This is a genomic window from Wolbachia endosymbiont (group A) of Longitarsus flavicornis (assembly GCF_963931955.1).
Taxonomy (GTDB): Bacteria; Pseudomonadota; Alphaproteobacteria; order Rickettsiales; family Anaplasmataceae; genus Wolbachia.
Genome location: NZ_OZ008337.1, coordinates 955,243 through 979,389 on the forward strand (window position 1 = coordinate 955,243; position 24,147 = coordinate 979,389).

Annotated in this window: 12 protein-coding genes and 5 pseudogenes; 6 read left to right on the forward strand and 11 right to left on the reverse strand. The window is 34.6% G+C overall.

Features of this window, described 5'->3' with window-relative positions:
* The first annotated feature begins 109 nt into the window (after positions 1–109).
* Positions 110–936 (forward strand): annotated as a pseudogene (locus AABM58_RS04755) (IS5 family transposase).
* Between the two features lie 301 nt (positions 937–1,237).
* Positions 1,238–2,194, forward strand: a pseudogene (locus AABM58_RS07935) (IS110 family transposase).
* Positions 2,195–2,726: 532 nt separating this feature from the next.
* Here the strand turns inward: AABM58_RS07935 and ubiA are convergent.
* The 7 genes and pseudogenes from ubiA to AABM58_RS04805 form a co-directional block, all read right to left on the reverse strand.
* Positions 2,727–3,584: a 4-hydroxybenzoate octaprenyltransferase gene (gene ubiA, locus AABM58_RS04770; protein ID WP_264339226.1), complete on the reverse strand. Its 858-nt coding sequence runs from the start codon at positions 3,582–3,584 to the stop codon at positions 2,727–2,729.
* 3 nt (positions 3,585–3,587) lie between these two features.
* Positions 3,588–3,986, reverse strand: a complete 399-nt coding sequence (locus AABM58_RS04775) for a ribosome-binding factor A (protein ID WP_006279769.1) — start codon at positions 3,984–3,986, stop codon at positions 3,588–3,590.
* Positions 3,987–3,995: 9 nt separating this feature from the next.
* Complete coding sequence (infB, locus tag AABM58_RS04780) at positions 3,996–6,320, reverse strand: translation initiation factor IF-2 (protein ID WP_338406525.1); 2,325 nt, start codon at positions 6,318–6,320, stop codon at positions 3,996–3,998.
* 9 nt (positions 6,321–6,329) lie between these two features.
* The gene (gene nusA, locus AABM58_RS04785) at positions 6,330–7,892 is read right to left on the reverse strand and encodes a transcription termination factor NusA (RefSeq protein WP_338406526.1); all 1,563 of its coding nucleotides are present in this window, start codon (positions 7,890–7,892) and stop codon (positions 6,330–6,332) included.
* A gap of 88 nt (positions 7,893–7,980) precedes the next feature.
* Positions 7,981–9,959: pseudogene (locus AABM58_RS04790) on the reverse strand (efflux RND transporter permease subunit); the annotation flags it as partial.
* A 10-nt stretch (positions 9,960–9,969) separates the two neighbouring features.
* Positions 9,970–11,736, reverse strand: coding sequence for a group II intron reverse transcriptase/maturase (gene ltrA, locus AABM58_RS04800; RefSeq protein ID WP_338406529.1), 1,767 nt, complete (start codon positions 11,734–11,736; stop codon positions 9,970–9,972).
* 522 nt (positions 11,737–12,258) lie between these two features.
* Positions 12,259–13,356: pseudogene (locus AABM58_RS04805) on the reverse strand (efflux RND transporter permease subunit); the annotation flags it as partial.
* A gap of 175 nt (positions 13,357–13,531) precedes the next feature.
* Between AABM58_RS04805 and AABM58_RS04810 the strand changes: the two are divergent.
* Positions 13,532–14,119: a hypothetical protein gene (locus tag AABM58_RS04810; RefSeq protein ID WP_338406530.1), complete on the forward strand. Its 588-nt coding sequence runs from the start codon at positions 13,532–13,534 to the stop codon at positions 14,117–14,119.
* Positions 14,120–14,953: 834 nt separating this feature from the next.
* Here the strand turns inward: AABM58_RS04810 and AABM58_RS04815 are convergent.
* Positions 14,954–15,691 (reverse strand): type I glutamate--ammonia ligase, encoded by a 738-nt coding sequence (locus AABM58_RS04815; protein WP_338406531.1) that lies wholly within the window; start codon positions 15,689–15,691, stop codon positions 14,954–14,956.
* Positions 15,692–16,017: 326 nt separating this feature from the next.
* On the opposite strand from AABM58_RS04815, the gene dnaA reads away from it, so the two are divergent.
* Positions 16,018–17,400 carry a chromosomal replication initiator protein DnaA gene (dnaA, locus tag AABM58_RS04820; RefSeq protein WP_338406532.1) on the forward strand — a complete coding sequence of 461 codons (1,383 nt, stop codon included), beginning with the start codon at positions 16,018–16,020 and terminating at the stop codon, positions 17,398–17,400.
* 64 nt (positions 17,401–17,464) lie between these two features.
* The gene (locus AABM58_RS04825) at positions 17,465–17,599 is read left to right on the forward strand and encodes a hypothetical protein (RefSeq protein WP_338406533.1); all 135 of its coding nucleotides are present in this window, start codon (positions 17,465–17,467) and stop codon (positions 17,597–17,599) included.
* A 145-nt stretch (positions 17,600–17,744) separates the two neighbouring features.
* Here AABM58_RS04825 and AABM58_RS04830 read toward each other — a convergent pair whose 3' ends face one another.
* On the reverse strand, positions 17,745–18,254 hold the full coding sequence (locus AABM58_RS04830; RefSeq protein WP_338406534.1) for an RDD family protein: 510 nt from the start codon (positions 18,252–18,254) through the stop codon (positions 17,745–17,747).
* Positions 18,255–18,390: 136 nt separating this feature from the next.
* Between AABM58_RS04830 and icd the strand changes: the two genes are divergently transcribed.
* Positions 18,391–19,818: an isocitrate dehydrogenase gene (gene icd / locus AABM58_RS04835; protein WP_338406535.1), complete on the forward strand. Its 1,428-nt coding sequence runs from the start codon at positions 18,391–18,393 to the stop codon at positions 19,816–19,818.
* Positions 19,819–20,084: 266 nt separating this feature from the next.
* Here the strand turns inward: icd and AABM58_RS04840 are convergent.
* Positions 20,085–21,045: pseudogene (locus AABM58_RS04840) on the reverse strand (IS110 family transposase).
* A gap of 311 nt (positions 21,046–21,356) precedes the next feature.
* Complete coding sequence (locus tag AABM58_RS04850) at positions 21,357–23,744, reverse strand: ankyrin repeat domain-containing protein (protein WP_338406536.1); 2,388 nt, start codon at positions 23,742–23,744, stop codon at positions 21,357–21,359.
* Between the last annotated feature and the right edge of the window lie 403 nt (positions 23,745–24,147).

A 24,147-nucleotide genomic window follows, 5' to 3' on the forward strand; every position in this document is an offset into this window, starting at 1 on the left:
GCACAACGTAAAACACAATGCCTTATGCTCTTTCTTCGTCATCCCAGCGCGTGACACTAGACTTCTTTCAAAATTGTTAGAGGGAGTGTAAGATGAAGTATTTGAAAGCATGAAATATAAGGAAATAGAAAAGTTAGAAGGAGAAAAGTTTCGACGTTTAACAGGGGTAAAAAAAGCAACATTTGAGCGAATGGTAGAAATTCTAGAAGTGGAGGATAAAAGAAAAAAAGCTAGAAGTGGAAGAAAAAGTAAACTTTGCATAGAAGACAGGCTACTTATGGCACTGGAATATATAAGAGAATATCGTACATATTTTCATATTGGGCAAAGCTATGGCATGAGTGAAAGTAACAGTTTTAAAATAATAAGATAGGTAGAAGACATATTAATAAAACATCCAGATTTTGCATTACCAGGAAAAAAAGAGCTATTAAAGAGTGATGTAGAATATGAAGTTTTAGTAATAGACGGAACTGAAACGCCAGTAGAGAGACCAAAAAAAAGCAAAAGCCCTTCTACTCTGGAAAGAAAAAAAGGCATACTATAAAAACACAAATAGTAACAGAGAAGAAGAGTAAAAAAGTCATATGCACATCTTTCTCGAATGGTAGAAAACACGATTTTCGGATGTTTAGAGAATCAAAGGTAGCAATATTACCGGACACCAAAATCTTAGCTGATGCCGGCTACAGGGGAATGCAGAAGATACACAAAAATGTTGTATTACCGCACAGGAAAATGAAAAAGAATCCGTTAAGCAAAGAACAAAAAAAAGAGAACAGGGCACTTATGAGCCAAAGGGCAATTGTTGAAAACGTAATTGGCTTATTGAAAAGGTTTAAAATCATCTCGGACAGGTATAGAAACCGACGAAAACGTTTTGGTTTAAGGTTTAATTTGATTGCTGCAATTCACAATTTTGAGCTCCATACATGAATTTTGAAAGAAGTCTACTTTATAATGATGTCATGAAAGTAGCTGACACTGGTTTCCATCCAAGAGGGCAGTGCCCTCCTCCTGTCATCCCAGTGCTTGACACTTGTATCTTTATGATGTGAGGCATTAGAGCTAAAATACCTCACAGGGAGGGTGAAGCTGATGCGACGCTAATGCCATTAAGCCAGATTTTGCTTCCCTCCCATAGAGTTAAAGACTGAACAGTATCTTTTGGAATTATATCCCGTATTACAAGGTTAGTCTAAACTCTCAGTTTATTTATAGTCTTGGAGGCAATTTTATGCAAGTAAATGCTATTTTGGGTGTGGATATTTCAAAAAAGAAATTTGATGTTTGTTAGTGGACAGTAAAAAACGACACAAAGTCTTTCAAAATAATCAAGATGGTTTTGCAAAACTTGTAGTTTGGTGCAATGGTCATGGAGCAAATCTTACTCATTTATGTCTTGAAGCAACTAGTTGGTATGGAGAAGATTTGGCTACTTTCATGCACGATTTAGGACATAATGTCAGTATAGTAAACCCAGAAAGCTTTTGGCAAAAGTGAGCTGCTCAGAAATAAGACAGATAAATCAGATGCAGCTATGATAGCTAGATTTTGTATCGCCAACAAACCTGCTCTTTGGAAGCCCACTGCACCTGAAATTAGGCATTTGAGGGAGCTTTACCGTTGTATGCAATCGCTAAAAGATGATAAGGTGCAGCAGACGAATCGCTTGGAAAACAAAAATATGCATTCCAGTTGCAAAGAAGCTATATCTAAAGTAATTTTGGCAATAGAGGAGCAAATTATTGTTCTCGAAAAAGAAATTAATGAGCATATAAATAACTATCCACATCTAAAAAATATGGTGGAAAACCTTAAGACTATAAAAGATATAGGATATCTTACTGCTGTTGCTGTTGTTGCAGAAATGTCATCAGTTGATAACTTTGACAATGCTAAACAATTTACAGCTTTTGCTGGTCTAAATCCAAGACATTATCAATCGGGATCATCAGTAAGTAAGAGAAGTTGCATATGCAAAATAGGATCTGAGCGCGTCCGAAAAGCTCTTTATATGCCAGCTATAGTAGTCAAAAACCATAATAATCATTTTCAAAAGTTTTGTCAGCGTCTAGCAAGTAAAGGCAAATGTCCAAAAGTCATAGTTCTTGCGTTAATGCGAAAATTAATGCATGTCTTTTTTGGTATTCTTAAAAATGATCAACCATTTAATTGTAATTTAGTTGGATAATTTGTTTGACAGCAGAGACAGTATCTGGGATCCAGGAAAGTTTGCTTGTGAACAAGCAAACTAGCATAGAAAGTTTACACTAAATGAATGTTTTTGATGAGGTTGCATAGAAGCTGGATTCCAGTGTCAAGCACTGGAATGACACCTCTCTTGGGCTCTTTTAGCCACAAATATTAAGAAATTTACCAAACGAAAAAAAAGGCAAAGAAGCCCCGTGGTGCGAGTTTTGACCCTATAATAATTTAGACTGGCGCTGTAATAATGTGCTAACGCTTAAAATAAGCGCGATTTGGCTGAATGTAGAAAAAATTTAAAAGACATGCAGCCGCTATAATTTTATGTAATCCGCCAAAAAATACCCTGAGTTTTTTACTGAATTTTGTCATTGAGCCTGCAGGTCAAAAACAAGTTTTGAGTCATAAATACCCTTAACACTATAATAAGGGCGCTGGCGGAGTTTGTCAAGTAAGTTTTTTCGTTTCTGCGGGCTACCTGAGTCTATTGATTTCATTAGAGCCGAAACTCTTGAGACCTAGGTGATAATTCTATCTAAAAGAATGCCGAAAAAGAGCAGCAACCCTACGTAGGAATTATTTTTAAATATGGACATGCATTGACTGGGATCGTCAGGATTGAAATTTTTGTATTGGCGGTGAAATATGAACCCTACAGCAAGTAGAGCAATATAAAAAATGTTATTTAATGATGATAAGATACCAGCATATAGCCACGTCATAAGAGATATTAAATAAAATCTTTTCAACCAAGATTTTGTTGTATCACCAAAATATAATGCGGTAGATTTCATCCCGAGTTTTTCATCATCTTTTTTATCTTGATGGGCGTATATGGTGTCATAGCTAAGTGTCCAAAAGACGCATCCTATATAAAACAGCAAGGATTCTATACTGATCTGGTTTGTTATTGCTGCTGAGCCCATGAGCGATCCCATATTGAAGGTAAACCCTAAGAACAATTGTGGCCACCAAACATACCGCTTTAATAAAGGGTAAGTAGCTATCATACACATTGAGATTATTCCAAGTATGAGTGTAGTTTTATTAGTTAATAATAAGATTACCAGGGCAATAAACAGTAGCAGTGAAAGTAAAGCTAAAGCCTGCTTTATGTTTAATGCACCACTTGCAAGTGGCCTATATTTTGTTCGTTCAACGTGCGCATCTATTTTTCTATCGAAGATATCATTGATTATGCACCCTGCGGGTCTCATTAAAAATGCACCTATAGTAAACAAAACAAGGAGAAAAAGAACCTGATACGATAGAGAAGTTGAGGCTAAAAGAATACCGCTCAAACTGGGAAATAGCACAAGCCACAAACCCGTTAAACTGTGCAACCTCATTAATGAAAAGTAACGATTGAAATGCATTAATTAAGTGTGATTATGTAATATTTTGCTTACATTAACAAAATTATCGAACGCTAAGTCAGGCTTGAAAACTAGTTCAGGTATAAATCGCAAATCAACATAACACAATATAGATTTACGTATTGACCATGCAGATTGGTTCATTTCATTAACAACAGTATTAATATCACAATTATTCTCAGAAGGATCTCCAGTGCGTCTTTTTTCTGGATCTAAGTAGTCAGCTACTTGAATATTCAATGAAGATAACACAATATATACATCTGCTTTTTTCAAATCTTTACTTAATTTTACGTCAGATACCGCTACATTTTTATTGAACACCTTACCTTCCATTAGAACTCTTGATATTGCTCTATGCAATACCGATGCTATCTTTAGGTTTCTAATTTCCTTTTTCATATCCAGCTACTATAACACCCTTTCTTCTTGCACTAATTGATAAGCTTCCAAAATATCTCCAACTTTAATATCGACATTACCCTCTAGTGATACTCCGCATTCAAAGTTTACACCTACTTCTTTAACATCATCTTTAAATCTACGTAGTGCTTTTAACTTTCCTTCATGCACCAATTTACTATTGCGCACTACCTTAATTAAAGAATCTTTTTTTATGACTCCATCACTTACATAACATCCAATGATATTACCAGCTTTAGATACATTAAATATTTGCCTTACAGATGCAGAACCAACACGAACCTCTCGTGTAACAGGCTTTAACATTTTAGTTAAATACATTCTCATGTCGTCAATGAGCTCGTATATTATGTTATAAGTATGTATTTCTATACCTTTTTGTTTTGCCAAGTCCCTTATTTTTGAGTCCACTTTTACATTAAAAGCTAAAATTACTGCACTTGATGCTTCTGCAAGCAGCACATCTGAATCTGTTATCCCTCCTACTGCTTTGTGTAGGATATTTAATTTCACTTGATCTTTACCGAGTTTATCAATTGAACTTGATATTGCTTCAATAGAACCAGTTACATCGCACTTTAAAACTACAGATAGTTCTTCTATTTCACTGTTATTACGGCTGAATATATCTAAATCATCCTCATCTAAATTTTCTTCTTTTTTCTTGATTAACTCTAACCTATGTTCAATAATTTCACGTGCATGCTTTTCAGAATTTATAACAACAAATTTATCTCCAGCATTTGGCACACCATTTAGACCAGTAATTTCAATTGGAGCAGAGGGTAGTGCTGCTTTTTCTCTTTGACCAAGGTGATTAACCATACTACGTACTTTACTGTATGTTGTACCAACTACCAATATATCACCAACCTTTAACGTTCCTTCCTCAACTATCAATGTGGCTGATATTCCTTTCGCTTTATCTATTTTGGATTCTATTACCCATCCAAGTGCTCGACAATCTTCTATTGCTTCTAGCTTCATTAATTCAGCGATTAACAAAATCGTCTCTTCTAGTTTATCTAAATTAGTTTTCTTTTTTGCTGATACTGGCACAATCATAACATCACCACCAAGCTCTTCAGGAATGAGATCATATTGAGGTAAGCTACTCATTACTTTCTCCACATCACCAGGCTCAGATTTATCAATTTTATTAATAGCAACTATAATAGAAACATTTGCTGCTTTTGCATGATTTATTGCTTCAACTGTTTGTTTCATGATTCCATCGTCAGCTGCAACTACTATTACAACTATATTAGTAATATTGGCACCACGTGCACGCATCGCAGTGAACGCTTCATGTCCTGGTGTATCAATAAAGGTAATTTTTTGCTTATCTTTTGTCGTTATTTGATAAGCACCTATGTGTTGAGTTATGCCACCTGACTCTCTTTCTGCAACATTAGATTCACGAAATGCATCGAGCAATGAGGTTTTACCATGATCGACGTGTCCCATAAAAGTGACGATTGGTGGTTTAGGTTTTTTAGGCAGGCTTTCTCTGCCTTCTATAAAAAATAAATCTTTTTCTCTGTTGGTATCGCTCACTCGTTTAGCCGTATGATTAAATTTTTCCACTATTTCACATGCTATATCTGGATCCACCAGATCATCTACTCTATAACTCTCACCGACTTCTTCTTTGAACATTTTTAGCACACTCTTGCTATCTTCTGCCATGCGAATAGATAACTCCCTGATAGTTATTTTGTCTGGTATAATAACTTCTCTTGATATATTTTTACCCTTAGTAAACTTTGACTTTCTACCTCTTATACCAAACCTTTGCTTAAATACAGGGGGTTGTTCAGTTTTTTCATCTATTGCCTGTGCAATTACCAGTTTAGAATGCTTAGAATATATATCTTTGTTGACTTTAAAAGACTTTTTATCGTTGTCCTCATGGTCAATACTATCTTCTTTTGGTTCAACTAAGTGGGTATTACTTAAAACTTGCTTATTTATTTCCTTAGATAAAGCGTCCGCTTCATTTTTCTCGTCAGTCTCTTTATTGCTGTCTTCTTTTGCTGTTTTCTCTTTTTCTTCTCTCTGATTTCTTTCTTTCAGCAAAGCAGCATTCTGCACAGCATTAATGCGAAAAATTTGTTCTTTCTCTGTTAAAGAACCTAATTTACTCTCGTCAAATAAATTATGTTCTTCTGCATCATGAGATTTTTTTCTTCTTTTTTTTACTACTGTAGCTCCAGTACTTGGGCTAGCTGAAGAGTTTAAATTGAGGTCTAATTTAAGCTTGCTTAAACCTTGGAGCGTTAATTTTTTATCACTGATATCTTCATTATTCATATTATTTTATTATATTAATCCAAGCTTTTTACGTGCTTCTATGATTATTGAATCTACTGTATCTTTTAGATCTTCTTTGCTATCGGATGAGGAAGAGAGTATGCTGCAAAACTCATAACTTGATAAATCTGCTATGTCCTCTAAAGTCTTAATATCATGCTTACTAAGAGCAATTTTATTGTCTATTGATAAAGTTAAATTGATTACATCATCCTCCATACCTAAACTTTTTAGCTCTTCTATTTTTCTATCATTTTCTGCTTTCAGGTACTTATTTGCTCTATTGTGAAGTTCGTTTGCAATATCTTCATTAAAGCCCTCTATTGAAGCAAGCTCTTTAATTGAAGCGCTAGATATGTCTTCTACACTTGAAAAACCTTCTGTTACCAATAGCTGACCCATAATCTCTTCTAAGTTTAAAGCTTCAGCAAATAAAGCTGAACATTGACTAAGTTCTTTACTTCGCCTTTCTGATTCTTGCTGAGTGCTTAATATCTCAATTTTCCATCCAACAAGCTCTGAAGCTAATCTTACATTCTGGCCCTTTTTTCCTATCGCTAAACTCAATTGATCTTCAGCAACTATTAACTCTATGCAATTTTCATTTTCATCAATAATAACCTTCGATACTTCTGCAGGAGTAATGGCTTTAATAACAAATTGACCCAAATCTGAGGAGTAATTTATAACGTCAATTTTTTCACCATTTAATTCGTGTATAATAGTTTTTATTCTATCTCCCTTAACTCCAACACAAGCACCTACTGGATCAATGTTCTTGTCGGGAGAGAAAACGGCAACCTTAGACCTTGAACCAGCATCTCTAGCTATACCTTTAATTGTCACTAATCCGTCAGCAATTTCTGGTATTTCTTGATTTAATAATGCCTCCAAAAAGCCTTCATGAGTCCTAGAAAGAATAATTTGACGTCCATCATCAGAGCGCTTAGCAGTCTGTATGTAAGCTTTAACCTTATCACCTTCACGAAATGATTCACCACCAGTTAAATTTCGCAATGGAAGATATGCCCTAGTGCCATTTATGTCTATAATAAGATCTGAATATTCTACTTGTTTAACAATACCATACCTTATTTCTCCCACCTTATCTTTAAATTCCTCATATTGCTTTTTTGACTCTTCATCTTTAATTATTTGAGCAATCTTTTGCTGGGCAATTCTTGCTGAAGCAAGATCAGTGTTAAGAGAGAGTAATTCACTAACAGTATCTCCAACTTTTGCATCTCCTTTTATTAATTTAGCTTGTGTAAGCGTAATTGATTCACACTCAGTATTCTCTTTTTCATTTGATTCATCATCAATAACTTTTAGTTTTCTGTATGAAGTAACTTTGCCTGTGTTTCTATCTATATTAACTACAATTTTACTTTTGCTACCATATTTTTGATAAGCCACTGCTTCTATAGCACTTTCTAGTGCCTTTATTACAACATCAAAATCTAAACCTTTTTGAAGTGAAAGCTCTCCTGCTGTTTTTATTACATCAAGGCTTCCAACTATGTTATTCTTGTTACTTTTCTGCTTAACACTGCTTTTACGATTAGCAATCATAATAAATAAATCCAATGTAATTAGTTATAATTATAGCTCCAACGGGCAAAGAACACTATCTTAAATGTTAAATGATTGCTAATTTAAGTCAAGTTTTTTCATGTCTTTGTATAACAAGCAACGCAGGAGTAAAGAATAAAGTTAAAACCGTTGCAGCCAATATTCCACTTGCTATGGTTGTTGAAATGTCAACCCACCACTGGCTTGATGGAGCATCATATGTGATTTGTAGCGTAAAAAAATTGATATTTAACCTGGTAATCATCGGTATTAAACCAAGAACTGTGGTTGCAACGGTAAGCAATATTGGCCTAACGCGAGAAATTGCAGCGTTTATTACACATCGCTTGATGTCATTTTTGTGTACCTTAATTTGGTGATGAAAGGCATCAAGTAATAGTATGTTATTATTCACTATAATTCCCGCCAAAGCAATTATCCCCACTCCACACATAACAACTACGAAAACTTGTTGGATAAGAAAGAAAACAAAAAACACACATGTTGTGGATAAAAACACTGCTGTCATTACGATAAATGTATGGTATACATTATTAAACTGTGTCACTAATACCAATATCATTAGTGTAATCGCTAATATAAAAGCCTTTAACAAAAATGCTCCTGATTTTTGTTGATCTTCTTTGTCGCCTTTAAAATCAATTTTTACTCCCTTGTCCCAATCCTGGGCAATAGAATTCTGAATGAACTTTACTCTTTCATCAACAAGATAGCCAGTATCAACGTCAGCAGAGATTGTCACTATGCGTAATCCATCAATCCTGTTTAGTTTGTTTACCTTTTTTTCGGGAGCATATTTTACTATATTGCTCATAGGATACGGGCCATTAACTGTATTGATAAAAAGATTGTCTATAGTCTTCATGTTGCGATCCTTTCCAGGGAAACGGAGTACAATATCGATTTCTTCATCCGTGTTATTTGGTCTATATTTTCCAATCAACACTCCATTTGTAACCATCTTTATAAAATCGCCAATGGTTGCAACACTTACTCCAGAACTTGTAGCCTTACTCTTATCAACATTCATATTCCACTCTATTTCAGGTGCTGATCTGCTATCTTGAATATTTATAAACCCGGATGAAGGTTGGTCCATAATTTTTAGAATTTTCTCTGCTGCTAAATTCAGATTGGATGCACTTCCGCTGAGGTTAATTTGTATTGGCTTATCAGCTGACGGTCCTGACTTTTCTTCTTGAACATCAATTATTACTCCTTTCATGTCTTGCACACTGCTCCTTATATCGCTTAATATATGCTTAGCTTTTCGCCTGAAGCGCCAATCCATAAGTTCTAATTGAATTTTGGCAATGACATTATCTGAAAATGCTCCTGATCTAGCATAAGAAACATGAATTTCTTTTTCAACGCTCAAAATGCGTTCTTCCACTTCTTCAAGTATCAGATCTCGTGCTTTGGCTGATAAGCTTTCTTTCGCTCTAACACTAATTAAAATATTATCCGGATCCACTTTCGGAAGAAATTTCACTCCAGGACCGAAGCTAAAGTACAGCACACTAAGTGAAAACAGGACGAATACAGTAGCACATACGAATTTTTAGGATGATCTAAGACCTTTTCTAGCATTCGTACATAAGCTCTTATTATAGGTCCAGCGCTTTTTATCTCACCACTTTCGATAGCATTCATTTTTTCAATTTCTTCCTTTGAAGTTACTGATGGCTTTCCAAAGATTGCACCAAGTGTTGGTATAAAAACCAGAGCCATAATGAGCGATCCAGTCAAAGTTAGAATTATTGTAATTGGTATGTACTGCATGAATTTACCCACAGTATCAGGCCAGAATAATAGAGGAAAAAACACTGCTAATTTAGTTAACGTTGATGATAGAACCGGATAAAACATATCGCGAACTGAAGTGTGAAAAGCTTCTACTTTGTCCATTCCGCAGATCATCTTTCTATCGGCATATTCACTGATCACAATTGCATCATCAACCAGCATGCCAACAGCCATAATTAAACTGAAGAGCACAACGATATTTAAAGTGATGCCCATAAAGTAAAGAGCTATGTTATCTAAGTGGAGAAAGTCACCTCTCCCCACTCGACTTCAAAACCGGACTTGACAGTTTCCCGTCATCCGGCTTCCCTCTAATTTGGTGCTTGTCATGCATACTCCTCCTATGTAAATCATCGTGACAATGCCCATGCAATAAAGATAAATTTTTTATGGTTTTATTGTTTCTATTTCTATCTTGATGATGTACTTCTATTATATCATCACCTTTAAAATATAATTGACAATAATTACATTTACCTTCTTGTACCTTCAGTAATTTTATTACTCTCGGTGATTTTCCTCTTACTCTATTAAGGCGATTACCCCAATATACCCAATCTCCGTCATAAGGGGATCTAATTCCCTTTACTTTGACGTGCCATTTTATAGCGTGATCTTCGTATTTGATAAGATGTATTCCACTATTCGTCATAAATTTCCAATTGTCGTTTCCATGCTTTCTAAAGTATTTCTTCTTTATCCAGCGTTTTCCTTTGTTTAGATGTCTCATAACTGACCATCTCCAAAGCTTTACAAACATTTTGTTATCCAACGAGCTGAAAACTCTGCTAGATACTGCTGAAGTATAATATTGACACCATCCTCTTATTATTGGATTAAGATTCTTTATTAATGCTTCTTGAGTTATTCCACGCATTTTCCTCAGTTTTTGTTTGATAACTAATGAATGTTGTTTTATAGACTTACGACTTGGTTTGATCAATAACTTATAACCTCTTTTACTTCGGTTTGTTGAATACTGCCTTACTGTGAACCCAAGAAAATCAAATCCCGGCTTTTGTTCCTCTACAGATTTTAGTGTATGTGAGATTCTTGTTTTCTCAGGATTTAGTTCTAATCCTATGGTTTTTAACCATTGTTCAACTAGAATTTTTGCCCTTTGTATAATCTCTTTACTTTCATGTATAATAATACTATCATCAGCATAGAAAATTACACTCAGCCTCTCTTGTGCCTTTCTCTGTGATATATTGCTATTTTTGTTATTTTTTACGTACTGGAAAAGATCACTTGCTAACTCTTTTTTGAGATACTGTTCTAACCCATTCAGTGCAACACATGCCAACAATGGCGATATTGTGCCTCCTTGGATTGTTCCACATCTAGTGGATTTGAACTTTCTACCTTCCATAATGCCTGCTTTTAACCACCTTCTTATTATCTTTGTTAAAGTTGGAGTGGTTTTTAGTTTTTTCAACAATGCTTTATGGTCTATATTATCGTAGCATTTTGAGATATCAGCATCTAATACAAATGCTGTCTTTTTATTCAGTGCGTTAAATATAGCTTTAATTGCATCATGACATGATCTGCCAGGTCTAAAACCATAAATGTTTGGCTCGAATTTTGCCTCCCATTCAGGTTCTAAAGCTATCTTTACAAGCGTTTGTTTTGCTCGACACGATATAGTGGGTATACCAAGGGGACGACGTTCCAATGGCTTTCCACCAGGCTTTGGAATCCAAACTCTTCTTGACGGCTTTGCTTTTTCCCTTAAATCCATAGAATATGCTAATTGCATTCTTTCTTTTTGGTTAAGATTAGCTTTTCCATCAATACCTGCAGTCTTTTTCCCTCTGTTATCCTGAGTTACCCTCCTAACAGCGAGCATTTTTGCACTTGTTGATTTGAGTAATAATCTCTGAAGATTATGCATCTTTTTGATGTCATTACTTTTAGAAGCTCGGTAAATTCGTTTTTGCAGCTTAAATGAAGATTTCTCCAGCTTACGCCATGGAATTTCATTCCATTCATACCTAACATTTTGTTGGTTCATAACATATTAACCACTACTTACAACTTTACCTTCCAAACTAAAGTGTCTACGTCTGCATATCCTAAATATTACTTTAGGCATTAGCTTCTTAAACAATCCTTCCACATAAATGCTTGCGGCTGGCTACCTACTTATATTTAAATAAATATAAGATCATTTATATGGTTACCCTGTTTTATGAAATCGTTTTCTCGTTAAACTTAGGCTCCTACTATCTGCCGGGAGATTGGAAACATCTTGATCAAACGGAATACTTTTAATCATCCATTTTCTCCATACCTTTTGGTTTATGCGTATCAACCTTTTTCGCATATTTCACATTACGACAGTTCACACATAGGTTTCTTTCGTAGCCATATTTAACTCTTTTCGGGAGAATCTATTATAAGGTTTAATATTACTCCCTTTCTGATTCATGCTTGCATTTTAAAAGTTGCCACCTTCTAAAATGTGAATCATAATTTCAACCAGATGTTATAGTGGATGGAATTTAACCATCACGATTTCACAACTTTCAGGTCACACTATCCCAATGAGAAAGGAACCGGGTATCGAGAGTGCCACAAGAATAGCAATCCTTGTTCCCATCGAAAGCATCATTATGATCAATATTAACAACACAGCGAATATTATACCGTTTTCCAAGTCATCAAGCACATCGCGGACGTTTTTTGACTGGTCGTTTAAATACACCACTTTTAAATTTTTAGGTAATTGATCTTTTGCCTTATCCATTAAGTATTTTACTTGATTTACTGTGTCTATTATGTTTTTTCCGTTACGTTTTGAAATTTCTAGCACGACACTAGGTAATCCATTAATGCGAGCAAACCCTTGGTGATCCTCAAACCTAGGGTATACTTTTGCTATATCTTTGATTCTCAAAACTGCATCGCCTTGAGATCTAATAGGAATATTCATAATATCTTCTATGTCTTTTAATAACCCTGATATTTTAATCGAATATTTACCGGCCAGTGACCCAGCTCCCACTAGTCTATTATTGCTTGATATAGCTTGGAATATTTCGTTTGATTGAATGTTATATTTTGTTAGAACTGTGGGCTCAATTATAACTTCCACTGTTTCTTTACGCATACCTGCCACTTCAACTTTGAGAACATTTGGCAGAGATTCTATTTCTTTCTTTAACTTGCGTGCTATTTCAGTTAAGGCTCTTTCTGGCAAATTACCAATTAAGCCAACATTTAATATGGGAAATAGACTCAAGTTTATTTCATTTATTATTGGAGATTCCGCTTCAACAGGTAACTTCGATTTTATGTTTGAAAGCTTTGAACGGACGTTGTCAAGCACTTCTTTATTATCATACTCTGTTCCAAATTCGAGTATCATGTGAGCACCATCATTAGTTGCAAAAGCTCTCAATTCTTTTACACCTTCGATGGATCTGAGTTCATTTTCTATAGGAAGCACTAATAGCTTTTCACTATCTTGAGCAGAAATTCCAGGAAGTCCAACGAACACGATGATTATAGGGATTTGTATGTCAGGATTGCTTTCCCTTGGCATTTTTACATAAGCGTATGAACCGAAGATAAAAATTACTATAAGTAATAATACCACCGTCCTGTTTCGCTCTATGAGTAAGCTCTGCATGTTGAATGTTAACTAAATATGTGCGTTTGTACAATATTATAGTCGAGATACATTGCATATTAATTAATCCTTGTATAGCTTTAAAACTTTACGTAAGTAATTAAAATTTTCGCAAAATTGCAAGTATAAGAAAATTTCTGTATAATAATTCTAGAACAGTATTTGAGAGGTTATTATGGTGGCAATTTTAAATGTAACAAAAGGCAAGAATAAAGTTATTACATCTGGGTTAGCTGGAGCTTTATCAGCTTTAATATTTTTAACAGCAATCCACATTGCCGCAAAGATAGCCATTATCGTTGCTGCTGCTGTAGTTACTTACTTATTACTTTCGCTGATTCATAAAATAAGAACTAAAAAAGAACAGCCTGCTGAAATTACTGGTGTTTCAGGAGATAAAGTTTCAGAAGATGAAGGGTATAGCAGTGTTGATGAAGGTGAAGAAAAAGATACCGTAGAAGAACCAGAAAAAACTGAAGCTGAGTTAGAAGAAGAAATAATAAGGAAAAGAGCAGAAGAAAAAATGAAAAATGGACTACCTGAACATATGGACCTTGACGGTAACTCACTTGCTGGGGCTGATGATACAAGTCAGACTAAATACGCAACGAACTATATGGATTTAATGCGATCTCCTCCTCAGCATATGAATGGAGCTTACCGAGAAATCAAAGAACCTACCAATGCTCCGAGAACTTCCGTAAGTAATTATCCAATGACAGTACCAGAGCGGCTAACTGCGGCTAACTATGGAAAATATTAGATCTCTTGCATAACCATATAACATTGGGAATAGAAACGAAAAAACTTCCTTGACAAACTCCGCCAGCCTCCTTATCATGAAACTGAAGCTATTTATTTATCTTCTCTGTACAGATTAAATGACAAAAAAACTCACGTATCTGGCGTCTCATGTTTAATTTTTTGCACTATGTGCACTCTATGTCTTTATCAAATTTCTGGGTTTTTACCTACACAAGCTGAAATACGCTTATAAAGCATTTAAAACATTAAAAAACGCCAACTTAAAAAATGGATAGTGAATAACTAGCTACCCTAGGGTTTCTTTTGCCTTTTTTTCTGTTTAGTAAATTTCTTAACGTTTATAATTTAGATTAGTTGCGGCTTAAAAGCAGCTAAATCGCGGTTATTAAGTGTTTAGAATAAAAAAACGCCATACTTGAAAGTATAATGTAAGTAATTAGCCAACCACGGGGCTTCTTTTGCCTTTTTTTTCGTTTGGTAAATTTCTTAATATTTATGGCTAAACGACAACCGTCATCCCGCTACGTGTTAGCGGGATCTAGCTTACTATTACCCACAAATAAAAACATAGTATTGTATTTACTCAAATAATTTAATTTTATTAACCTGAAAACTTATTAGATTAAAATTATTAAATTAAGAGTTATAATTTTAGCAACTAAACGCTGTAAATTGCACCATATAAACAGTTATTTCAAGCAAAAGTTATGCCATTAAGAGCTATGCAACAAACATTTATATTTGTGGGTAATAGTAAGCGTGTTAGCTATACCTTTTTTCTACTTAGTTTTGGTTATGCAAGAAGTCTATTGTTAACCAACGTGGTTAAAGTTTATATCAAACTCTCCATCTTATATTGAGGATCAGATGCAATGCCATACACTCTATTTGGCGGAGCAATTTTGTTCTCTATACCAAAAACTATACCTTCAATTATTGCTGTAAGTACCTTTTCAAGGTTACAATCTGCTCCAGGAACACGGTGCTCTAGGCGGCATCTTTTGGAATCGTTGCCAAAATGGGGAATTCTTATCGCAGCAGTTCTGTTATTTACTCCCCAACTAATCGTAGTTGGAGTATGAATATCCGGGTACTGAAATCTTAAATATGAATCATCATTTGGAGCAAAGAACAACATATGTTTTTTCATCATTGCACATAATCCACCAATACTGTGAATCAGATAGTCACTGTACTTTTGCTCATTGCTATAAAATAAGTTATCGTTATTTGAATTCACGAGATTAACATGCACATTTAATGCACTGCCTGCTCTATCCAAATAGGGCTTTGCTTTAAAAGAAACATTCCCACCTAGTTTTTGTGCTGTTTCAGTAAGTGATTGTTTTGCTAACTCAAAATGCTTGATTAAATTGTCGGAGTTTGTATAACAACCACTTTTTATCTCATATTGATGTGTAGAATTCTCCTTCTCGCAAGAAAATTCAAGAGATGCTATTTTATTTTTGATGCTACTCAGAAATAAATATTCTTTTTCTATTCCTTCAATGTAAAACTCTAGTTCAATACCGAATACAGCATGACAACTCAAATTATTTAATATAATCATAAATTTGCTTCAGTAAATCTATATTAGGTTAGCTATATTTATATGAATACTTTACTTATTTGCCAGTAAATTTAACATCTTATTTATACATAATGTATTACTATTTTTAATAGCATGCTTCTAATCCTCGATACAAGCGACATTTACAAATTGATCATTTTTTTGAAATAAAAATGATCAATTTTAGTGTTTTTATACCCTTTACAACCCATCAAAAAATCACCATAATTTTTAGTATGTATTAAGTAGTATTAGCTTTTCATTTTGCAGTAAGCTATTGATTATCTTATGTTTTTCTAATTATTGCTTTTTTCTTGGTGTGGTATATGAACTTAACTAGCCCTAAGGTTTCTACTATGTTTTTTGATCAGATTATTACAGTAACAGATCACAATGTTACTTGGGAAAAAATCCAAAATTGTCTTTATAATCTTTATGGAGAAGCAACATATAACAGCTGGCTGAGTTCGCTAAAATTTGTCAGTAGCAGAAATGGGGAAGTTCTTTTATCCGTGTCAACAAGGTTTATAAAAGAGTGGATTACAGTTCATTACATGAAAAAAATATTATCATTATGGCAAAGCGAAGATAAAAGTATACGTTCTATTGATATTCAAGTAATTGAGGAAAGGAATTCAAATTTTAATGTTATACTAAAAAACAGAGAGGAAAGTAATCATAATCTTGGTTCGCCGCTGGATCCAAGGTTCACTTTTGATAATTTTGTAGTGGGAAAGCCAAATGAATTAGCATTTACGGCGGCAAAGCGTGTGGCAGAATCTATAGATCCAATATTAGGTAGCAATCCTTTGTTTCTATATGGTGGAGTGGGACTTGGTAAAACACATCTAATGCATGCTATAGCTTGGCACATAGTCAATTCCCCATCAGAAAAAAGAAAAGTAGTATATTTATCAGCAGAGAAATTCATGTACCAATATATTACAGCGCTGCGAAGCAAAGATATTATGTTATTTAAAGAGCAATTTAGATCAGTAGATGTATTGATGGTAGATGATGTGCAATTTATCAGTGGTAAAGATAGTACACAAGAAGAATTTTTTCACACTTTCAATGCATTGATAGACCAAAATAAACAATTGGTTATATCAGCTGATAGGTCTCCTAGTGATCTTGATGGAGTGGAAGAAAGAATAAAATCACGACTCGGTTGGGGGTTGGTGGCAGATATTAATGAAACAACTTTTGAATTAAGACTTGGTATATTGCAGGCAAAAGTGGAGCAGATGAATATGTATGTTCCGAAAGATGTCCTAGAGTTTTTAGCAAGGAACATAAAATCTAATATAAGAGAATTAGAAGGAGCATTAAATAAGGTTGCCCATACCTCATTAATTGGAAGAAGTATGACGGTAGAATCAGCTAGTGAAACCCTAATCGATCTTCTTAGGTCAAATCATAGGTCAGTCACAATAGAAGAAATACAAAAGAAAGTAGCTGAATTTTTCAATATAAAGGTTGCAGATATGCAATCTAATAGAAGGCTTCGCAGTCTTGCAAGGCCAAGACAAATAGCTATGTATTTTGCCAAAAAATTTACGCAAAAAAGCCTACCAGATATTGGAAGAAGCTTTGGTGGCAGAGACCATGCTACTGTTATACATGCAGTAAAGCAAGTAGAAAATTTTATAAGAACCGACTCAAAATTTGCTGATGAAATCAATCGATTAAAAAAAATGTTTAAGTAGCGTTTTTAAAATAGCTAATAACAAATCCTAAAATGGTATCTCTTGGCCGCTAACAAGTAGCGGGATGACGGTTCTTCAAATCTTCAAGGTGTCATCCCAGTGCTTGACTACTTGGATCCAGGAAAAAGAATGGTGTCATGAAAGTAGCCTCCTTCTCCTGTCATCCCAGTGCTCCTATAATGTCATCCAAGTAGCGTGACACTGGGATCTAGTCTTTATTATGCAGCCACTTATTTAAAGTTAAGTTTTCTGGATCCCAGACTGGGATGACATCATCCTTTTTTAGGATTCCAGCGTCACGCGCTGGAATGACACCCTTGGTGGCAGACAGCTAAAGAAAAATATCAACTAGGTTTATAGTCTATTACTACTGTTTTTGCAATTTTATCATAAAAAGTCTGCTTGCGCCGGTCGAATATCGCAAATATTAAAACTAAAATTGGTAAAATTATAGACCACCGAGAAACATAGTGAGTCAGCAAAGAAGAAATAATCGAGAAAATTGTCTGAGAAATACTTCTCACTGCTGCTTGTGTTAGGGTGGTACTTTTAAGTGTACCTACATCTTTGATATACATGCCACACAACAGCTTTCCTGGAGTACCACCAAGTTTTGTTATCATTAGTATTTCTAATACTGTGCACAGCGCTGATGCAAAGATTTCATAATAGAAATATGTTGATTGTTTAGTTTCATCAAGAAGATCAACATAGATCTCACTATTGTCTTGTAATGCAATAGACAAGATCAAAATGAGTAAAGGAAAGTACAGTATGATACAGTCAAGTATTACTGCTACAGTACGCCTTGTGAATCCTACATAATTTACTTTAACATTTATTTCAGTATCCATAACCCACCTATATTTTACTGACTAATATAAAAGTATTTTATTACATAACCGTAAATATACTAATATGGGTAATATTAGCTACTTGTGCCACTCTATTATTTGAATTAACATTAAATCATTTACAGTTAAGGAAGTTATGTCAACACCAATCACAGTTGCATATGGTGACGGTATCGGACCAGAGATTATGGAAGCGGTGCTGTCGATATTGCGCGAAGCGGAAGCAAAGATCTCAATAGATATTATTGAAATAGGTGAGCGTGTTTATAGTAAGGAATGGTCTCACGGAATTTCTCCAAGTGGTTGGGAGTCTATTGAAAGGACAAAGATATTACTTAAATCTCCAACAACAACTCCGCAAGGTAAAGGCCACAAAAGCTTGAACGTTGCACTGAGAAAAAATCTAGGGTTATATGCAAACATCAGGCCGTGTATTTCATATCATCCTGTTATAGAAAATAAATTCGATAAGTTTGATATCGTAGTGATACGCGAAAATGAAGAGGACGTTTACACCGGAATAGAGCACAGGCTCACTGGTGACTCTTACCAATGCACTAAAATTATTACTAGATCTGGCTCAGAGAAGATATGCAGGTACGCTTTTGAATATGCAAAAAAACATAGTAGAAAGAAGGTAACTTGTCTTACTAAAGATAACATAATGAAAATGACTGACGGAACTTTCCATGCAGCGTTTGATCGCATTGCAAAGGAATACCCGGACATAAAGGCAGAACATTATATAGTTGATATTGGCATGGCACGTGTTGCCACAGAACCGGAGAATTTCGATGTTATAGTAACCGAGAACTTATATGGCGATATATTATCGGACATTGTGGCGCAAACCTCTGGATCTGTGGGACTCGCTGGAAGTAGCAATATAGGTAATGAATATGCAATGTTTGAAGCAGTGCACGGTTCTGCTCCTGATATTGCAGGAAAAAACATAGCTAATCCTTCTGGTCTTTTAAATGCTGCAGTGCATATGTTGGTCTACATCGGTCAAGTGAGTACTGCAAAACTAATTTACGATGCATGGCTCAAGACTTTGGAGGATGGAATACACACTGCCGATTTATATAAGGAGAAAAGGAGTAAACAGAAAGTTGGTACAAAAGAATTTGCAGAAGCTGTTATAGATAATCTAGGAAAAAAACCGAAAACATTATCTGAGCTTATAATTGGCAGTGATCCAAATAGTAAAGTGGATAAAATACAGGATAATTATGAACAGGATTATAAGATTAAAAAACTAGTGGGTAGCGATATAACGCTTGCTTGGAACAAATCCAGCAATTTTGATCAAGTAGTAAAGTTATTTGAATCAAGTAATCTGCAAATGATAGCAATATACTCAAAAGGACTTGCAATTTGGCCAGGAAGTTCAAAATCTTTAAGAGACCAAATAACCTGTAGGTTTATCGCAAATAATGAAAAGCAAGCTATTACAAATAGTGATGTAAATAACTTGCTAATCAAACTCGAGGAAAATAGCTTTGACGTGGTGAGAATGGATAAGTTGTATTTATATGATGGGAAAGAGGGGTTTTTCTCTTAATGATCGTTATATCAACTATGTTTTTTTAACACTTCCGGTAGACAATGTTCGTACAGATACTGTCTTTCATGTCAATAGTAATTTTAAAAAACTTTTTAAACCGAATTTAAATTCCATTGATTAGTGTAGCTGTGCTTTAAGTTTGTGCGGACGCACAGCTACACTAATTTAGGGAAGCTGACCTATTTGTTACATTTCTCAGTAAAAACTCTACTATCTCTGGTCAAAGAGTTAGAAAAGGTAAGCAACTTTCTCATGTCAATGAGTCACTTAACTAAACCACCATTGAATGGTTGATTGTTTTTAAGAATACCAAAAAATACATGCATTAGTTTTCTCATCAGCGCAACAATTATAACCATTGGGCATTTTCCTTTACTTTCTAAACGTTGGCAAAACTTTTGAAAGTGAGAATTATGATTCTTGGCTACTATAGCTGGCATATAAAGAGCTTTGCGAATACGCTCAGATCCTATTTTACATATTCGACTTTTTTTACTTACGGATGATCCTGATCGATAATGCTGTGGATTTAAACCAGCAAAGGCTGTGAATTGCCTAGCATGATCAAAATTATCAACTGATGGCATTTCCGCAACAACAGCTATAGCAGTAAGATGTCCTACACCTTTTACAGTCTTGATATTTTCTATCATATTTTTTAGGTGTGGATGGTTATCTATATGCCTATTAATTTCTCTCTCTAGCGCAGCAATTTGTGTTTCTATTGTAGCAATTACTTCAAGTATGGCTTGTTTACAACTGGAATACATGTTTTTGTTTTCTAAGCGATTCGTTTGTTGCAACTTGTCATCTTTGAGCGTTTGCAAACAACGATAAAGTTCTCTTAAACACCTAACTTCAAGAGGAGCAGGTTTCCAAAGATTAGGTTTATTAGCAATACAAAACCTAGCAATCATGGCAGCGTCTGACTTATCTGTTTTGTTTCTCAGTAGCTCACTTTTGCCAAAAGCTTTCTGGGTTTGCCACACTTACATTATATCCCAGATCGTACATAAAGTTAACCAAATCTTCACTATAGCAACCAGTTGCCTCGAGACATAGATGAATAAGTTTTGCTTCATGATTATTGCACCAAGCTACAAGCTTTTCAAAGCCCTCCTTGTTGTTGTGAAAAACTTTATGTCGTTCTTTGCTGCCTACCAACAAACAAGCATCAAATTTTTGTTTAGAAATGTCTACACCTAAAATAGCATTTACTTGCATAAACCCGTCTCCAAAACTATAAATAAAACTGAGAGTTTAGACCAACCTTGTAAATACGGGATATAATTCCAAAGATACTGTTCAGTCTTTTAACTCTACGTGGAAGGGGAGCAAATCTGTACGTCGGCCTTGTTGGCATCAGTTGTGCGTCAGCTTCACCCTTCCTGTAAGATATTTTAGCTCTAATATCTTACATAGTGAAAGATACAAGTTGTGTGTCAGCTACTTGCATGACACCATTTGTTGTAAACTTGTAAACTCACTTTTTCTTGATTTTTTGGTTTATCTTGTCTACCTATTTTGCCACTCTGCTAAACGGATACAATTAGCCCATCTAGCTTATTTATGAATTGACGTAGTATTGATATATCGCTCATTTTGGTAGCTGGGTTTTCTGTATGCTCTGATTGATTTTGTTGTCTTTTTGCTGCCAGGTCTTCAGAATCATTTCCTAAATTCTGTTGATCATTGTCAATAGGGTTCTTCGAAGCTTGATTCTGCTCTGTTGTTGAATTAGAGCGATTTTTGTCGTTAAATGTGTCCTGTGCTTTGTTGGTCGATTTTTCAAAAAGTTTCTTAATACCATCAAACCCTAAAGTGAGAGTAAGACATATAACTCCAGCAGTAGCTATGATAGGAATGGCTGCTCCAATTGCCATTTGACCCTGAAAGAAAGCAAATGTTACCATTGCAATAACAGTAATCGTTATCGTGATTGCTAACAGTTCGCGGGTCCTTTTTGCCGGATCTATGAATCCTGCTACAACAGATACTCCTTTTCTTATACCAGAACCTGCTTCTTTAATGCCAGACTTGCATTTTTTTGAAGCAGTTTTACAGTGGTATTTTTCCTCAAGCTTCTCTTTTAGTTCTTTAGCTTTCTCCTGTGCTTTCTGTGGAGTCCCTGAATAATCTTTTAGATCTCGTAAAGTTAAATAGTACTTTTTAGTATGGAATTTTGGATCTTTCAGCTCCAGAGAACAGGGATCAGCGCCTATTTCTAGCAGCATTGTACAAAATTTTGTTGTATTGTCATAAGCAGCTGCTGTATCAAAAATTGTTCCTTGCGGTAAGTATTCGATACTTCTTTTTTCTGCTTTTTTCTTTAATGCCAATTCTAGGGGTGTGTTCTCTTCTCCATTAGGTGCATTCACAGCCTCTCTTAATTGATCTTCAGATATTTTTCTTTCTTTTACTAAACCTAAAATCAATTCCAAACATGCAACTTTTTGTTCTCCTTTGAATGAAGCAATATAGTGCAGAGCATTTTTTTCATCTTTATCTTGCACAGTAATATCTGCACCATTTTGTAGAAATAACTCTAAGGCTTTATACCTGCCAGTATCCTTAAATTCTTTTTTTACTACATTTTTTATTTTATTTTTCAATGAAGGTTCTTTATTCTTTTCTTGTATGCGCTGGAGTACCTGATGGAGCGGTGTTTGCCCTTCTTTTTTATCATTTACAGCTTTTATAAATTGTTCTTTTTGGCTTGCTTCTAGCAATATATTGAGAAGTTTAAGTTTTTGTTTTGTTTCAGGTTTAACAATCAAGTGTAAAGCATTATTACCATCTGTGTCTTTAAGGCTAATATCCGCCCCTTTTTCCAATAGTTCTTTAAAAAGTTTTTTATCACTATTTTTAATTACTGGATGTAATAGATAATTATCATTACTATCTGGAGTATTTATGGTATGTGGTATAATTTCTTTAATTTTTGCTTCTGTATTGATTCTTATTTCTGGCTTTAATTTAGATTTCTTTCCTTGCTCTGCTAATTTTTCTAAGAAATTACGATAGTATGTCTTTTGCTCTTCTTTTAAGTCTTGTAATTTTTCTGTAGATAATTCTAAATTATCAGAGCTGGCTCCATGCTCTAACAATTTTGTAAGAAACTTAAGTGTGTTATCGTTACTTCGAATTGTATTAGACTCATGTTTTTCTTTTGTTACCTTGTTAATTAGTGCTACCTGAAAAGGGGTTTTTCCGTCCTGATTTTCACTATTAATGAGTTGTGCTAAATCTTTCTTGGTGACCGTTTTTATTAGGGTACCCAGAAACTTGCATTTCTGTTTCTTTTCCAACGACGCAATGAGGTGTAAAATATTTTTCCCTTCTTCAGCTTTTATGCTGCTAATATCCGTACAATCTTTTAGATATTTTTTTAATTTCCTGTTATTTCCATTTTTGATCGCTTTTAGTAATAGAGCATTGTTATTTGTTATTTCGTTGCTTATTTCTACTTTATGATCATCTTCAACATCGCTACCGTAGCCACTCTCTGTTTCGCTGTCCCTACGGTTGTGGGTAAAACAATATCTGCTATTGTCAGTAATTTTAGAAATTACTTGCTTTTTTGTTTCATTTGATATTTTTTTCGATCGTTCTATTGCTTCATCTAGCACTGGAAGGAAGCATTGGACATAATACCTATAATATTTTTCTTGTTCTCTAAGTGATTCTTCTAATTTAGTTAATACTTCAGGACTAGCACCTTCCTTGAATAACCTTTTACACTTCTTGAGGGTTCCATCTCGACTTCTTGGTTTTTCACGCTTGTGTTCTTCTTTTTTTACCTTTCTCTCTATAATGCCATACAATTGTTCGTCTTTTCTATCCCGCTCTTGCTTTTCATTTTTATCTATGTATTCATCTAATTTTTTTGCATTAGTAGCTAGTGCACTTAGATCTATACTCATACTAAAACCTCAATATTAAAAGCTATTTAAGTTGTCAGCTAAGATTCAATTTTTTTAATTAAGTCAAACGTTGTATATAGCTAACAAAGCCCGCTTCTGTCATCCTATGGCTTGACCATAGGATCCAGTCTAAAAAATCTGGATTCCAGCGTCACGCGCTGGAATGACAACTTAAGATATCGCCTATAATTAACCATAAACATATTTCGGTAAACCTAAGTTACTTTTAGCTATATGTAGTTGAAATACAGATAGAAAGGCAGGTAAGAAGGCAGAAAATTAATTTCTGTGAGAAAATTTGCCGTCATAGTTAAACCTCACTTGAACAGTTGTCTACTATTTTAACCATTTAATCTTAAAAAATAATAAATATAGCTAAACTGCGAAACGTGCTACTGGCTAA

What these genes read in the sequence shown, in the direction of transcription:
- ubiA (WP_264339226.1), bottom strand. Translation starts at nt 3,584, where the DNA reads ATGCATTTCAATCGTTACTTTTCATTAATGAGGTTGCACAGTTTAACG.
- AABM58_RS04775 (WP_006279769.1), bottom strand. Translation starts at nt 3,986, where the DNA reads ATGAAAAAGGAAATTAGAAACCTAAAGATAGCATCGGTATTGCATAGA.
- infB (WP_338406525.1), bottom strand. Translation starts at nt 6,320, where the DNA reads ATGAATAATGAAGATATCAGTGATAAAAAATTAACGCTCCAAGGTTTA.
- nusA (WP_338406526.1), bottom strand. Translation starts at nt 7,892, where the DNA reads ATGATTGCTAATCGTAAAAGCAGTGTTAAGCAGAAAAGTAACAAGAAT.
- ltrA (WP_338406529.1), bottom strand. Translation starts at nt 11,736, where the DNA reads ATGAACCAACAAAATGTTAGGTATGAATGGAATGAAATTCCATGGCGT.
- AABM58_RS04810 (WP_338406530.1), top strand. Translation starts at nt 13,532, where the DNA reads ATGGTGGCAATTTTAAATGTAACAAAAGGCAAGAATAAAGTTATTACA.
- AABM58_RS04815 (WP_338406531.1), bottom strand. Translation starts at nt 15,691, where the DNA reads ATGATTATATTAAATAATTTGAGTTGTCATGCTGTATTCGGTATTGAA.
- dnaA (WP_338406532.1), top strand. Translation starts at nt 16,018, where the DNA reads ATGAACTTAACTAGCCCTAAGGTTTCTACTATGTTTTTTGATCAGATT.
- AABM58_RS04825 (WP_338406533.1), top strand. Translation starts at nt 17,465, where the DNA reads ATGACGGTTCTTCAAATCTTCAAGGTGTCATCCCAGTGCTTGACTACT.
- AABM58_RS04830 (WP_338406534.1), bottom strand. Translation starts at nt 18,254, where the DNA reads ATGGATACTGAAATAAATGTTAAAGTAAATTATGTAGGATTCACAAGG.
- icd (WP_338406535.1), top strand. Translation starts at nt 18,391, where the DNA reads ATGTCAACACCAATCACAGTTGCATATGGTGACGGTATCGGACCAGAG.
- AABM58_RS04850 (WP_338406536.1), bottom strand. Translation starts at nt 23,744, where the DNA reads ATGAGTATAGATCTAAGTGCACTAGCTACTAATGCAAAAAAATTAGAT.